This is a genomic window from Enterobacter kobei (assembly GCF_001729765.1).
GTDB lineage: Bacteria > Pseudomonadota > Gammaproteobacteria > Enterobacterales > Enterobacteriaceae > Enterobacter > Enterobacter kobei.
Genome location: NZ_CP017181.1, coordinates 2,723,194 through 2,737,744 on the forward strand (window position 1 = coordinate 2,723,194; position 14,551 = coordinate 2,737,744).

The 14,551-nt window shown below is 56.9% G+C and carries 13 protein-coding genes; all 13 read right to left on the reverse strand.

Annotation, left to right across the window (positions count from 1 at the left end):
* Nucleotides 1-3: 3 nt before the first annotated feature.
* Entirely contained in the window at nt 4-444 is a 441-nt protein-coding gene (locus BFV64_RS13160) for a DcrB-related protein (RefSeq protein ID WP_059372652.1), read from the reverse strand.
* A gap of 350 nt (nt 445-794) precedes the next feature.
* A complete protein-coding gene (locus tag BFV64_RS13165) occupies nt 795-1,349 on the reverse strand; it encodes a hypothetical protein (RefSeq protein ID WP_230278695.1) in 555 nt (184 codons plus the stop codon).
* Between the two features lie 76 nt (nt 1,350-1,425).
* The gene (locus BFV64_RS13170) at nt 1,426-1,920 is read right to left on the reverse strand and encodes a hypothetical protein (protein ID WP_230939116.1); all 495 of its coding nucleotides are present in this window, start codon (nt 1,918-1,920) and stop codon (nt 1,426-1,428) included.
* Nucleotides 1,913-3,835: a type VI secretion system Vgr family protein gene (locus BFV64_RS13175; RefSeq protein WP_023337403.1), complete on the reverse strand. Its 1,923-nt coding sequence runs from the start codon at nt 3,833-3,835 to the stop codon at nt 1,913-1,915. The genes BFV64_RS13170 and BFV64_RS13175 overlap by 8 nt, the downstream gene beginning before the upstream one ends.
* Nucleotides 3,836-3,906: 71 nt before the next feature.
* Complete coding sequence (locus tag BFV64_RS13180; RefSeq protein ID WP_014884217.1) at nt 3,907-4,359, reverse strand: hypothetical protein; 453 nt, start codon at nt 4,357-4,359, stop codon at nt 3,907-3,909.
* Nucleotides 4,343-5,146 (reverse strand): DUF8093 domain-containing protein, encoded by an 804-nt coding sequence (locus tag BFV64_RS13185; protein ID WP_014884218.1) that lies wholly within the window; start codon nt 5,144-5,146, stop codon nt 4,343-4,345. The genes BFV64_RS13180 and BFV64_RS13185 overlap by 17 nt, the downstream gene beginning before the upstream one ends.
* Nucleotides 5,147-5,166: 20 nt before the next feature.
* Nucleotides 5,167-6,585, reverse strand: coding sequence for a serine/threonine protein kinase (locus BFV64_RS13190; protein ID WP_014884219.1), 1,419 nt, complete (start codon nt 6,583-6,585; stop codon nt 5,167-5,169).
* Nucleotides 6,586-6,609: 24 nt separating this feature from the next.
* Nucleotides 6,610-9,225: a type VI secretion system ATPase TssH gene (gene tssH / locus BFV64_RS13195; RefSeq protein WP_047625886.1), complete on the reverse strand. Its 2,616-nt coding sequence runs from the start codon at nt 9,223-9,225 to the stop codon at nt 6,610-6,612.
* A 38-nt stretch (nt 9,226-9,263) separates the two neighbouring features.
* Nucleotides 9,264-10,307 (reverse strand): type VI secretion system baseplate subunit TssG, encoded by a 1,044-nt coding sequence (gene tssG, locus BFV64_RS13200; RefSeq protein WP_069602174.1) that lies wholly within the window; start codon nt 10,305-10,307, stop codon nt 9,264-9,266.
* Complete coding sequence (gene tssF, locus BFV64_RS13205) at nt 10,304-12,175, reverse strand: type VI secretion system baseplate subunit TssF (protein WP_014884222.1); 1,872 nt, start codon at nt 12,173-12,175, stop codon at nt 10,304-10,306. Before tssF ends, tssG begins: the two co-directional genes overlap by 4 nt.
* Before the next feature lie 2 nt (nt 12,176-12,177).
* On the reverse strand, nt 12,178-12,741 hold the full coding sequence (gene tssE, locus BFV64_RS13210) for a type VI secretion system baseplate subunit TssE (RefSeq protein WP_014884223.1): 564 nt from the start codon (nt 12,739-12,741) through the stop codon (nt 12,178-12,180).
* Nucleotides 12,734-13,546 carry a type VI secretion system accessory protein TagJ gene (locus tag BFV64_RS13215; RefSeq protein WP_045281208.1) on the reverse strand — a complete coding sequence of 271 codons (813 nt, stop codon included), beginning with the start codon at nt 13,544-13,546 and terminating at the stop codon, nt 12,734-12,736. Before BFV64_RS13215 ends, tssE begins: the two co-directional genes overlap by 8 nt.
* 9 nt (nt 13,547-13,555) lie before the next feature.
* Nucleotides 13,556-14,548, reverse strand: a complete 993-nt coding sequence (locus BFV64_RS13220; RefSeq protein ID WP_045281207.1) for a hypothetical protein — start codon at nt 14,546-14,548, stop codon at nt 13,556-13,558.
* Nucleotides 14,549-14,551 lie beyond the last annotated feature (3 nt).

A 14,551-nucleotide genomic window follows, 5' to 3' on the forward strand; every position in this document is an offset into this window, starting at 1 on the left:
GCCTTACACATTCCGGTTTTCGTTTAGCGTCAGACTTTGCTTAAGCGCGCTCCAGCGCCCCTCGTCCTCTTCGGTGAACGCTCTGAGTGCCGAGAGGGTAAAAATCATCAACACCGGTTTGCCCGGCGTCTGTACGGCCAACTGTTTTTGCCACAGGCGTTGCCCGTTACTGTCGAAGGTGGTCTCAACTTCCAGCCCATTAATTTTTCCGTCAGGGCCGGCTTTTACATTCCGGAATTCGCTCTGAGCAATTTCGCCCATCTGAGGACGCAGCACATCCCACTGGCGGTGAAACTCTTGTTCGTAGTCACTGCCGTCCGGAATGACGCCGCGGCTGACCACCACGGATAATCCGCTTTCGTCATCGCGAATAATATTCATACTGTTATCCTGCCAGGCAGCAGGATAAAGGGAAAACGAACCTTCCTGGAGGGTGTATTTCATAAGTGAACTCGGGATGGTTAATATTGTGAGAAACAAGAAGGCCAATCCATGCTGGCCCTTTGGGCTGGCTGTTTTATTATTTACGCCATTGACCTGACTGTTCGACTAAAACCTGGCTACCTTTGCTGACAACCAGTTTCGCGGGTGCATACGTCACGGTATAAACGATTTCGCCATTCTTGTACGTTGAGCCGATTATTTTACCTGCGGAGTCGCGAAACGTTTTTCCCTTTGCGGCTAACCGTTTCGAGCTTATTGTATTGCGATAATTCAAGCGCCGATGACGTTTCAACGACGCCTGTCAATAAAGCGGTGAACAATGCGACTGCCAAATATTTTTTGGTCATAAATCACTCTGAAGTACCATTTTCGTAATTCATGGTTATTTTCACAACCTGACTGTCTATAACCTTAAAAGAGAGCAATTTCTTACCCAATTCATAGGAAATCCACTTCTCCCCGGAATCATTTTCGAACTGACCATCGCCGTACGCATTGTTCAGCTCTCTGATTGTTGAACCCACATGAACGCCACGCGGCGTTAAAATATCTGAGGCAGTCAGCGTAATCTGGGACACGATATAATCGTCAACGCTTCTTTCTGCTTTATCCCACCAGAGATTGGAAATGAATATTTCTAACCCAGCCTTTTGATGCTGGTAGAATTTATAGTTTGTTCCGTCAAAAGGAACTTCACCGACAAAATGGCCTTCCAACGGCACGTCAATTTTACGGGCAATATCAGGAGTCCATCTGTCGCCCAATGCGACAGGCTGGTCTTTAATCTGCACAGAAAAATCCCGTTTTGTCAGAACGGAAGGCATCACCTGAGCCAAAACCACATTGCTGCTCAGACAGGTAAACATCAGGGCAGAAAAAAGAAATACCGGAGTGTTTTTTTTCACGTTAATTGTCATTCAATGAATATTTATTGCGCTTCTCACCACTGGAAACCCCGTCAGGACATGGGAACTGTGTTTCTTATTCGGCGCTTATGACGACAGAATCCAGACAGTCAGGTTTTTTCACGGTGAAACTGAAGCTCACCTTTTGTCCATTACTGTCTTTTGGCGCGGTATAACTGGTCACTTCATTCTCAGAGCGGCCTTGCGGATAGTCAGTGAGCACCAGTTGCGGAAAGTGCATTTTAACGGTATCAAGCGTTATGCATTGACCTGACGGTGAAAAATTCAGTAAAGGCGCCATGTCGCCGTTATCTTTGCTTAAACGTAAACCAATTTCGGTAATGCTCGCTCCATCATCCAGTTTGAAATCGTCAGCATTGTAGAAATTGATATATTCATTTTGTCTGGTGATCTTAAATGACAACGGCGCATTGCTTAGGCTTGTAACGGATAATGATCTGAGTGATGCGCTCATCCCGGAAATGAACTTCCAAAGATCCTGTTTCTGAGCGCCTCCTTCAGCCATTCCCGTCGTTAATAATGCGATAAGCACCGCACCGGCCTTACTCATCTTTTGGCGTAAATTTCGCCTGCACAGCCGCATCAATATCCCCTTTATGCCCCGATCCCGGTGCCGTGGTGCCCGGCTTGGTTCCCGAGGTATTCAGGTGCAGCTTACCGCCCGTGGTGATATAACCATCCCCTTCCACGAAGAAGTTAAACTCTTTACCGATCAGGTTAATCTTGCCGTTAGCATTCAGCTCAATGGCGCTTTCCCCTGAGACCAGCCGCAGCTTCGTCCCGGAAGCAATGACGTACTGCTCCACCGCCGCATCCAGCTTGCCTTTGCCGGTCAGGATCTCAGTCCCACCTTTGACAGCCTGGGTCTGATTCGCTTCCACGCGATGCAGTTCATTTTTCTTCACGTAATGGCTGCGCTCGCCGCCGACGCTGTGCGTTTCATCATTTTTAACGCTGGTGTCCATGTTGCGCTCGGCCTGGATCCACACCTGCTCTGCACCTGCTTTATCCTCAAAGCGCAGGGCGTTGGCGTTGTCCACGGAGCCGTCTTTCGTCCGGCTCATAAAGCCCATCTGCGTCGCCGCCGCCGGCAGCGCCCACGGCGGCATGCTCGCGTCGTTGTACACACGCCCGGTAATAATCGGACGGTCCGGGTCGCCGTTGATAAAGTCCACCACCACCTCGTCGCCGACGCGCGGGATTTGCACCCCGCCGTAGCCCTGGCCCGCCCACGCGCTCGACACGCGCACCCAGCAGGAGCTGGTGTCATCCCCCTTCGCCAGACGGTCCCAGTGGAACTTCACCTTCACGCGACCGTATTTGTCGGTCCAGATACTCTCGCCGTTCGGGCCCACCACCTTCGCGGTCTGCGGGCCGTAGGTGCGCGGCCACGCCGTGCTCTGCGCCGGGCGATAAGAGACCGACGCCGGGATGACCGTGAAATCGGTCCTGTGAACAGTTTCACCTTCGCCGCTGGCGTAGCGGTTCTCTTCGAAGTGGTAGCCCGCCGCCGTCACCAGATACTCGCCGTTATCGCTGAAGAACGGCGCGTTGGTCAGGGTGAAGGTGTGGCCCGGCGCAATCCCCGCCGCCGTGGCGGTGGCCTGAATCTGCTGGTGCTCAACCTGCCAGCGCTCCTGGCGAATGCGGGCGTAAAACTCCGCATGCCCGGTCTCCACAAAGCGTCCCGGCCAGTCGTAGACGTCAATGCTGCCCGGCTTCGGCGACGCCGGGTTCTGCTGGGCCTGGAACAGCCACGCGTTCGGCTTGCGGAAGTCATAGTCGTCGAGGCTGTAAATCCCCGGCGTCACGCTGTCCTCAAGCGCCCACTGGCTGATGCCCTCTTCATCCGTACTGCCGCCGGACGGCGTCTGGTGGTAAGGAATGACCTCATAGCCGCTGAACGGCTGATGCTGGGTGGCGGCGTCGGTGAGCACCAGGGTGTGCTTGTCGGCCTCGTGGCTGAAGTGATAGGCAATCCCTTCCAGCTCCATCAGGCGGCTGATGAAGTCCAGGCTCGACTCCTGATACTGCACGCAGTAGTCCCACACCCGGTAGCTGCCGGTAAGTTTATCCTCCACGTTGACCTGATGTTCAGCCAGCAGGGTTTTCACAATCTGCGGCACCGTCTGGCCCTGGAAAATACGCAGGTTACGGTCGCGCTTCATCGGCCACAGGTCCGGCTCCACCGTCAGCTGGTACACCGCATAGCGAGTGCCCGTCAGCTCAACGGCGCTCACCGCCACGCGGGTAATTTTTCCGTTAACATAGCGGGACGTCAGCAGGTTCTGCGTCGGAATGGTCACCGTGACCGGCTGGCCCAGCAGTTTGCTGCGGTCAATGCGCGCGTCCGTGCCGAGCACGGTCAGCGTCAGCGCGAACGACTCGGACATCGCCTCGCGGCCCGTCAGTTTCCAGAACAGAAGCCCCTCCACCGGGAGCTGAACGGTAATTCGGTTGAGCATAATTTTTATTCCATCTAGCTTATGCGATTTAGAAAAGAGGTTCGCATCTACGCATCAGCGTCATTTATATATCAAAGTGAATGATTTCTTTTTCTTTTGCCCATTAAGTAAACAAGAGAATATATTTTTAGCAGTTCCGAGATAACGAACAATCCTAAATTTACCCAGACACTTGTAATACCAAACACACTTACCAAAAGTGGGAAAAAAGAAACCGAACATCTGAACGAAATTAGACGGAAAACTTCCTGAGCAAGGGCAAATTTAATCGCAACGTCTTTTCTCTTAAAAAACAACCAGGCCGAAATAAAAAGTGAAAGTAACAAGAGCAAATCAAATATAAAAAAGAGTGTTACGATAAAGTTGTAACCGCCTCCTGAAACTACATCTGAGGTTCCTGTGAACGCGATTAAATCTGAAATCAAGGGGATCCTGTCCTGACGAAGTGAGTTTACAGAATAAAGCAAAAGAGCCAGTACATCCATGCTTCCCCAGAAATACCATAATTTACTTTTTAAATTCATAATCCTCTTCTCTGACTCCAGGTATCCATTGCCATGATTTACCACTTACTGCCCAGGCATCATCACTCTCAAGGTATTTCTGATAAATGGATCGTTGTTCTCCGTATCGTCTGATGACCGATTTCTTAGATATAAACACGCGCGATTCTCCATCCAGATCTCCGGGTAGCGCTGTCCAGCGCTGAATTTTATCGCGCGACGTATTCATGTAATCTTTACCGTCCGATCCAAATACTCGTCCCTCATCCCCCATGCTCGTCAGTCGATTAATCGCCATAATCACAACATTTTTTGTGCCATGATAATCATCTTCAACAGTTTTCCAGTAACCCGGCCCGTAATTATTGGTAGAGGGAACGAATGAATCACGCGTTGGGGCTGGTTTTCCAAATAGAGCGACATTATTTCGGTAACGTTCGAGGACGTAATTCACAAAAGCTGAGTTGTAGATCGTCTCATCAACACAAAACAACTCCCCTGACTCAGAGATGAAAAAGGGATATAGGGCTTTTGTCCGTTGACGGTGATCTATTAAGACCACCTCCCCTGAATCAATTAACCGCTGTATTTTATTAAGATTTTGCGCATACAGGGGATCAAAAACGGCATTAGGATTAAATTCGAAGCGATGTCGTAACGTTAAACCATCAATGCTGTGAAATGGATTTGAAACGCCTCGCACCACAACAAACTCACGCCCTACGTCGCTCCGTGCATAGACAGGAGAGACAATCTTTTCGAATTCCTTTGGACGAAGCCTTTGGCTTCGAAGATCGTACACTTCCATAGTATCTCCTGTTTAAATTCCTACGGATTCACCAGCCAGGTGCCCGGCTTGGCAATATCCAGCGTCTGGCTGCGCGTTTTCCCGTTGCCCTGCAGTTCAATCTTCACCTCACCGGCGGGCAGCTTGAGCGATGCATAGCCGTTGGTCGCCGGACGCAGCGCTTTTGGCTCGCCGTTCACTTTCAGCGTTTCGCCGTCCTGAATACGGATATAGACCAGCGCAACAGGGCTTTCGACAGGCGGTGGCGTTTGTTGCGCCGTCGCCTGCTCGCTCACCTTAGCCGTTTCTGGCTTCACGTCTGGCGCGTTCGCGGCGGTTTCCGTCGGACGCGTCTCTGCGGGTGCCTGCGCAGCCTGCTCTGGCGCATCCTTGCCACCGCTGAACAGCATCGCTCCGGCGACCACACCCACCAGCACGCCTGCGGCAACCATGCCCGGGATTTTGTAACGACGCCAGTCGAGTGCTGAAGCCGGCTTTTCCTCTTCCACCGGTACCAGCATGGTGCCCGGTTTTTTCGCCGTCAGCACATCGTTTATGCCCGCAACCGGCATCTCGATCAGCGCGGCGAATTCGTCGATAGACTGAGGACGGTCTTCCATGTGCAGCGCCAGCGCGCGGTCGATGGCCTGCAGCAGCGGGATGGAATAGCCCTGCGGCATAATTTCCACCAGTGGCTTGCAGGTATCCTGAATAGAACGCACCACGCTCACCGGCGGCGGAGAACCCACGATCAGGGTACGCAGCACGGCGCCGAGGGCGTAAATATCCGTCCACGGTCCCTGCTCGCTTTCGTTGTCGTCGGTGTACTGCTCGATCGGTGCAAAACCCGGTCGCAGCATGGTTTCCGTTTCGTCAGAAAGGTTACCGATGGTGCGGCGCGCGGAGCCGAAATCAAGCAGTACCGGCAGGCCGTTATCCTGGATCTGGATGTTATCCAGTGAGATATCACGGTGCAGATAGCCTTCGTCGTGGATGGTCTTGATGGCGCCAAACAGCATCGGCAGCGTGCGGCGGATCCAGGCCTCGTTGATCAGCTCCGGTTTTTCTTCGCGCAGGCGCGAAAGCGTGGTGCCGCTGTAAAACAGCGTACCCATGTATGCCGTGTCATTTTGCACCCAGAAACGCAGGACATGCAGCAGGTTCGGGTGGTTAAAGCGCGCCAGCAGACGGGCTTCCTGAATGAAGCTGTTCAGGCCTGCGGAAAACGCTTTGCCAAAGCGCTCGCTGCGCAGCACCAGGGTCATGTCGTCGCCGCGCACGGCGAGCGAGGAAGGCATAAATTCTTTGATAGCGATAGTGCGTTCGAGCTGGTGATCCCACGCGCGATAAACGATGCCAAAACCGCCGCCGCCGATCACCTCTTTGATTTCAAACTCGTTGAAGCGGTACCCGACCGGGAGCGCGTTTGGGACAGTCCGATTGTTATCATTATCCGTCATCTTTTACAGTTCTCTTGATGATTATTACGCGGCAAACTGACAGTGAAACTCGCCCTGCTCGCAGGTGACATGCAGACGTCGGTACTGCTCGTCGCTGCGGCTGGCGGTAAGTAAGATCTGGCTCATCTGAGGCAGCAGGGTGTTGGTCAAAATAGCATCTACCATGCGGCCACCAGACTCCACCTCGGTACAGCGCTGAACAATCTGTTCCACCACGCTGTCGTCAAACTCAGAAATGATATTGTGATTCTCTTCCAGACGACGCTGAATGCGCTTGAGCTGCAGGCGAACAATCTGCCCCAGCATCGCGTCGCTGAGCGGGTAATACGGCACCACCAGCAGGCGGCCCAGCAGCGCAGGCGGAAACACCTCCAGCAGCGGCTGGCGCAGCGCGCCGCTTAAGGCATCCGGTTCCGGCATCAGTTCCGGATCGGCACACATAGCGCTGATCAGGTCAGTGCCAACGTTGGACGTCAGAATAATAATGGTGTTGCGGAAATCGATGTGGCGCCCCTCGCCGTCCTCCATCCAGCCTTTATCAAAGACCTGGAAGAAGATCTCGTGGACGTCCGGGTGTGCTTTTTCAATTTCATCCAGCAGCACGACGCTATACGGACGGCGGCGCACGGCCTCGGTTAACACACCGCCTTCACCATACCCGACGTAGCCCGGCGGCGCACCTTTTAAGGTGGAAACGGTGTGCGCTTCCTGGAACTCACTCATGTTGATGGTGATAACGTTCTGCTCGCCGCCGTACAGCGATTCCGCCAGCGCCAGCGCGGTTTCCGTTTTACCGACGCCGGACGGGCCGCAAAGCATAAAGACGCCCACCGGTTTGTTGGGATCGTCGAGTTTTGCCCGCGAGGTTTTCACGCGACGGGCAATGAGATCCAGACCGTGACGCTGGCCGATGACGCGCTGGTTCAGCGTGTCGGCAAGATTCAGCACCGCGTCGATCTCGTTTTTCACCATCCGCCCCAGCGGGATCCCGGTCCAGTCGGAAACCACTGCGGCAACCACGTTTTCATCTACCGCCGCAAACAGCAGCGGCTCATCGCCCTGCAACGTTTTCAGCGCCTGCTGCTGTTCCGCCAGCTGGCTGTGCAGCCCGGCGGACTCCTCCTCGCCCGAGGCAAACAGCGCGGCGCGCAGGCGGATAATTTCCTGCACCAGACTGCGCTCCTCTTCCCAGCGCTGGGTCAGGGCTTCACGTTTGCTTTCATACGCATCACGTTCTGTGATTAACGCCGTTACGCGCTCATAAACGCCTGCACCAACGCGCGCTTCGCGTTCGGCTATCTCAATCTCCACGTCCAGCGCGGCAAGATGGCGCAGGCAATCTTCCAGTTGCGCCGGTGGCGCGCTCTGGCTGACCGCCACGCGGGCACAGGCGGTGTCGAGCAGCGCAACGGCTTTATCCGGCAGCTGACGCGCCGGGATATAGCGATGCGACAGCTTCACCGCCGCGCTGACCGCTTCGTCGAGCAACAGCACCTGATGGTGGGTCTCCAGCGGCGATACGGTACTGCGCAGCATCAGAATGGCTTTCGTTTCGTCCGGCTCGTGAACCTGCACCGTCTGGAAACGACGGGTCAGCGCCGGATCTTTCTCGATGTACTTTTTGTATTCCGCCCAGGTGGTGGCGCCGATGGTACGCAGCTGTCCGCGCGCCAGAGCGGGCTTCAGCAGGTTCGCCGCATCGCCGGTCCCCTGCTGGCCGCCTGCGCCAATCAGGGTGTGGATCTCATCGATAAACAGAATAATCGGCGTGGCGCTGGACTGAACCTCGTTGATCAACGCCTGCAGACGGGCTTCAAACTCGCCCTTCATGCCTGCGCCAGCCTGCAGCATGCCGATATCCAGCAGCCACAGCTGAATATTTTGCAGCGGCTCCGGCACGTCGCCATCGGCGATACGCAGCGCCAGCCCTTCCACCACCGCCGTTTTCCCGACCCCGGCCTCACCGGTCAGCAGCGGGTTGTTCTGGCGGCGACGCATCAGGATATCGACCATCTGGCGGATCTCTTCATCACGCCCGACTACCGGGTCAATCTTCCCTTCGCGGGCGCGGGCGGTGAGATCCTGGCCGTACTGAGCCAGCGTACCCTGCGCTGCCGGTACCGCACCCGCTGGCGCCTCGATGGTGGCCGCAGCCTGCTGCGTCTCTTTGCTGTTGGCGCAAACCGTATCGAACTGCTCGATCAGCACCTCGACGTTAAGACGGGTGAACTGCGCCGAAATGCTTTTCAGCACGTTTGCCAGGTTCCAGGTTTTGAGCAGGCCGATCAGCAAATGGCCGCCACGTATGCGGCTGACGCCAAACTTCAGCGAGCCATAGACCCAGGCGCGCTCTACGGCGCTGTCGATATGTTCGGAGAGATCGGAAACGGAACTCGCGCCGCGCGGCAGCGCATCCAGCGCGGCCACGATATCGCGCGTCAGTTGCTGTTCGTCGAGGGCAAAGTGGCGGATGATCTGCTGCAAATCGCCATCCTGCTGTTGCATCAGTTGATGCAGCCAGTGCACCAGCTCAACATAGGGGTTACCGCGCAGCTTGCAGAAGGCAGTCGCGCTTTCCAGCGAGGTAAATAACAGCGTATCCAGTTTGCCGAAGAGCACGGCACGGCTAATTTCTGACATGTTAGTTTCCATTAACAATGATTCGGTATACGGAAGGATTACCGCTCTGCGCGATAGACCAGATCGCCACGCGGGACAGGCTGCGGCTGAAGGCCCAGCCAGGTGTTGTAGCCTAATTGCCCATTGCTGCCGAGCGAAGTACCCTGCACCGCGTCTTCATGCAGGATCACCCGCGTTTCCCATTCAAACTCCACCCCAATGTACTGGCGCACCCAGTCGCGCAGTTCGGTGACCCACGCTTCGCCAGGTAAAAACCGGTTGTACTCTTCAGCGCTCAGCGGGCCGATTTCAATACGAAACTTATGCTGTACGTCGCGGACGGCGACGCCAAGAAAGGCGGATTCCCCCATGCGCGGCATACGGCGACCTTCCCCCAGCTGTGCCTGCTCACGCGTGGAGAGCGGCATCCACTGCGGCACGTTGCTTACCAGCCTGATCGGGGCGTTAAAATAGTTGCGCAGGATCTTCTCCAGCCCCTCCGGATCCCGACTGTGGCGGGTCAGATGCCCGGCGTGGGTAAAGCGGGCATGGGCGCTCAGGCTGCCTTTATTCATCTGGCCCGGCTGTCCCATGCCAATCAGCGAGGCCAGGTAGCCCTCAAAGCGTTTGTTGTCAGCGCGATCAAGGGAGACGGCAGGCTGCGCATCCGCCCAGGCGCGGTAAAACAGCAGCGTCAGACGATGATGAAACAGATCGACAAACGCGCTCAGGCTGGTGTCCTGATGGTGATGAATACGCTCGCGGGCATATTCGGTCATGTGAACCGGCAGCGGGCCGTTCGGACCAAACAGCCCGAAGCTGAGGATAGACACCTCATGCAGCCCGCTCTCTTCCCGCAGGCTAACCTCGGCCAGCGTCGACGGCGCAAAGCTCATCGACGGCTGCTGGCCGATGCGCAGCGGCTCAAATTTCGGCAGCGGCGCGCGTCCCAGCGGGTAGCGCTCGCCGCCCTGGGCATCAATACGCCTTAACAGCTGAAACAGATCGTAGCGCCAGGGCGTTTGACGGACCCCGTGCCAGAACGTCTCCGGCAGCTTCGTCAGGCGATGCACGCGCAGCGGTGCAGTGGCAGCGTCACTCATACCAGCGCCCTTTTACCCATTCTCGGTGCCCAGTAGCCGATCTCACCGCGCTGCTGACTCTTCAGGGTGAACTCAGTAAAGCTGTTGATGGATACCAGCCGGGCAAACAGGCGTTCCAGCACGCTGCCGAAAAGCCACGGGCTGGCACCGGAAAATGCCCGCTCGTCTACGGTCAGGGTAATGCCGATTCCGCGGGCGAAAACGACCGGACCGGGTTCAGGCACGCGGCGGTGAACCGGCTCCAGCACGCAGTGGCGAACCCCCTCCACCTGACGCGCCACGGCCGTTTCGGCCAGGTTGGCATACAGCCCTAACAGCTGGCGAAGCGCGGCAGCCCCCTCTTCATTCTCGCTGTCCATCAGGCTGAGGTAGTTCATCTGCAACTGGCTGATGAGCCGCCAGGTGCTGAACCCTTCTGCCAGCGCCGGACGCGGTGGCGTCGGGCCTTTACGCAGGGTCAACGATTTCACCGGCATGGAGTCGGCCATGATGAACTGCCCAAGCTCCTGCTGTAGCATCAGCGGCAGGTCGCGGCTGGTGCAGAGCACCTCGGCAGAGATGTAGCGCAGGTTTTCCTGCCACGGGGCGTGCTGTTCATCCACCAGCGAAACAAAAACCTCTGAACCGATATAGCCGGTACGGGTGCCGTAGCGCTGGGCATGCTCAGAGAGCACGCGCTGTTCCCGGCGCAGGGAAAAATAGGCTCCGTAGTTGCCCGCATCCCCGCTCCAGGTGCTCCAGAAAGGACGAAACGTCTGGTCGTCACGCTGACCGTCCGCGCTGCCGAAGATTTTATTCACCGCGTAAATTTCATAATCCAGCGGGCGGATGTTATCGACCACCAGATGGTATTCGTGCTGGCCTTCATTCAGCTTTTGACGCGCCGCCACCTTCGGGAACAGGTTGATGACTGGCGTGCAGTGCAGCGCCAGATGGCTGGCATCCACCACGCGCTCCAGCTGTTCATCTGATTTATCCAGCAGGATGAAGATATCGAAGGCTTTTTCGCCTTCACAGCGCTGGAGCAGCGTGCTCAGGCCGCTCAGGCTGATGAAGCGGAAACGGGCTGGGAACGCGAAATACTCCTGCAGCAGACGATAACCGTCAAAGTTGCGCAGATCGTCCGGGAGCAGTGCCTGATCCGCGGCAAAGCCCTCCTGACACAAGGCATCCGACGCCAGCAGCTGTCGCTGAGGTTGCGGGCTGACCGTCTGGCAGACGATCCCGGCGTGATGTTCCATCACCAGCTCCAGCAGCTTCAGCGCTTCAATGTCCGGGCCGCTGAGGAAAAACGTCAGCTGGTCGAAATTCAGATGGCCGAGGTTTTGCGGGCCGTCGCAGGCAATGCGGATCCGCAACGCGCTGTTGATTCCCCGCTGGCTTAACCCCAGCTGTGCCAGCGGCAGGTCAGCAGGCACGCCGCCCAGCTCCACGTTGTCAATTTTCAGCGGCAGCAGATTAACCTCGTGCGCCGTAGTATAGCTGCAGGTTACGCCGGTCTTTTTCAGCGCCAGGCTGTCCATCATGGTGCCGCGCGGCACAATAAAGCCATTGCTCAGGTCGCCCCGGCTGCTGTCGGGCTCGATTTGCGCAATCGCCATTGATGGGGTTGGCGCGAGGTAATTCGGGGCGATCATCTCCAGCAGACGCTGGGAGAAACGCGGAAACTCGGCATCCATTTTCATCTGCACGCGGGAGGTCAGAAAAGCGAAACCTTCCATCAGGCGTTCCGTGTACGGGTCCGCCACTTCAATGCCGCGCATGCCCAGTCGTCCGGCGACTTTTGGGTAGCGCTCGGCAAACTCGGCCCCCATTTCACGCAGGTAGGCCAGCTCACGGTTGTAGTATTCGAGCAGTTTACTTTCCATGATTACCCCGCATCTTTCAGTTCAAAATGGCCGTTTTCCAGATCGACATCGGTGCGAAACAGAAACTCCAGCGGGTACGGCACACACCATAAACGCCCTTTTATCTCAATGGAGAGCACGTTGTGCAGATCCAGCGAGGAGGTATCCGACACGCAGCGCACCTGCAATCCCTGCGGCAAAATGCGCGGTTCAAAATTGATGATGGCCTCGGTGAGCTTGCGCTGAATATCGTGCCATTCGATATCTGACATTCGCTTACCTGCGAGCGGCGCGACGCCGAAGTTGATCACCGAGCGGCTCACCTGCGGCAAGGCGCTCAGATCGCCGGAGGCATCATGGTTGATGGTATTAAACAGCCACTGCAGATCCCGCAGGACATTGCGACGCAGCGCAGCGTGGGTGATCAGATTACTGTTGGCTGGCTCACGCTTTTTTTCCGGGTCGTTATCCGTAAGGCGATCCAGCAGCGAGGGCTGCATTTTGTCGCGCGCCCCCACCTTATCCTGCTTGCTGCGGGCCTGCCAGCCGCTGCGCAGCAGATCGCCTTCGCCAGCGGGATTACTCATCGGCTCCGTCCGTCGCAAACGTCACGAGGCTTAACGACAGCAGCGGGCTTTCGCTTTGCTCGCTCAGCCAGGCTTTTTGACCCAGCCCTTCATACAGCGTGCCGCTCTCATCAAGCGGATGCCACTCGGTAGTGCGCCCCAGTTTGACCGCATCCGGGGCATCAGCCGCAAAAGGATAGCGCGCCGGGATCTGGCACACCTGCTCGGTACCGTCGGTAAGACGGACCAGCGCATGACGCCAGACCAGATCGGTCACGCTGGCGGGCGCCTGGAAACGGATCTCCGCAATAGCGTTAAACGGCAGCCAGAAATAGCGTCCGTTAACAAGGGTTTCGCACACCGGACCAAGACGGGCATCACCCTCCATCAGCCAGTCAAACGCCTGCGTCTCCTCGTTTTCAAGGATGATGTGTCCCGCCGTTGCCTGCGCCTGTTCAAGGGCTTCCAGACGCAACGCCTGGGCGCGCTCGCCCTCTTCGTTAAGCGCGGCGGCAAGCGTGGTCAGCCACGGCCACTGAGATTCAGGCATGGCTGGACGCGCCTGGCCCGCCATCACCTGCGCACGCTGCAGCTCACCCTGAATGGCCTGCTCAAGCAGTGTGACGGTCGGCTTCGCCTGAGGCTTCAGCACCAGCCAGCTTTTCAGCTGGGTCAGCGCCCGGGTCCAGTTGCCGCTGAGGGTTAAAAACTGCACGAACGCGGCGCGAAGGTCGGCATCTGCCGGACGGGCTTTGATCCCGGCTTCCAGACGCGCCAGCGCGTCATTGAGCGTTTCACCCGCCAGCTGTTGATAGAGCGTATTCATAACCATTCCTTAATTCGCCGCGCGCCATGCGCCCACCGCCGGATCGCGCAGCTGAGGGCGCAGGGTGTCAATCAGAACGATATTCAGTGAGGTGCCGGGTGCGACCCAGGCGCTCCAGGTTTTCTTCACCGCCGCAATACGCGCCTGCAGCTTTGCATCATCGCTGGCGGTTTCACGGGAAATCTCTACTGCCACCGTGCCGTTACTTTTCCAGCCGTTGAGCGCGTTATCGTAAGGCAGGATCATCCAGCTCTGGTCGCTGTTTGGGGTGCTGAACACCATGCGCTCTTTGTTGACGGAGGTGATCAGCGCGTTTTCCGGGTCAGCGTTTTGATTCAGCCCCATGACCGGGAAGCCATGAATGTACGTCACAGCCATCTCTTTTTGCCCGCCGTTGCGGGACTGGGAGATCACGGTGTGACCGCTGAGCCAGCTGCCATTGCCGCAGCGGGTGGTATCAGAATCCGGAATAAAGAGCGCCGGTGCAGATGCGCCGCCTTCCCAGAAGGTGCGCAGGTGACAGCCGTCCTGGAGGGTAAACTCCTGCCACGGCGTGCGGTCAGCGGCAACCGTATGGGTTGCAACGTTTTGATCCGGCGGCATTAACGCCCCGCTGGCAGTGGTCGTCGTCACGGCTGGCGTCGCCTGCTGCTGTTTCACCACCAGCGCCCACTCCTGCGCTTTGGCGGCGGCTCCTTGCGCCAGCGTCGTTCCCGCCGGATCGTTGAGCGTCCAGCTGAGCGTGTTCACTTTGCTGCACTGGTGTTCCAGCAGTGAGCCAAGGCGTGGCACGAAGTTTTCCAGCACAGAGACATCCTTCTTGCCGTTCGCCACGATGCGCAGTGCCACCTCCGGCTTACACCAGCTTTGCGGGGTGTTGTCTTTGATGTTGTCGATCCAGATATCCAGCTTCTGCGCAGGAGACTGCACGATGCGGAAATTCTCAGCCTGCGCGGTGGAGGTCACCGCCAGAAGTGCCAAACCCGATAGCCAAAGTTTCATATC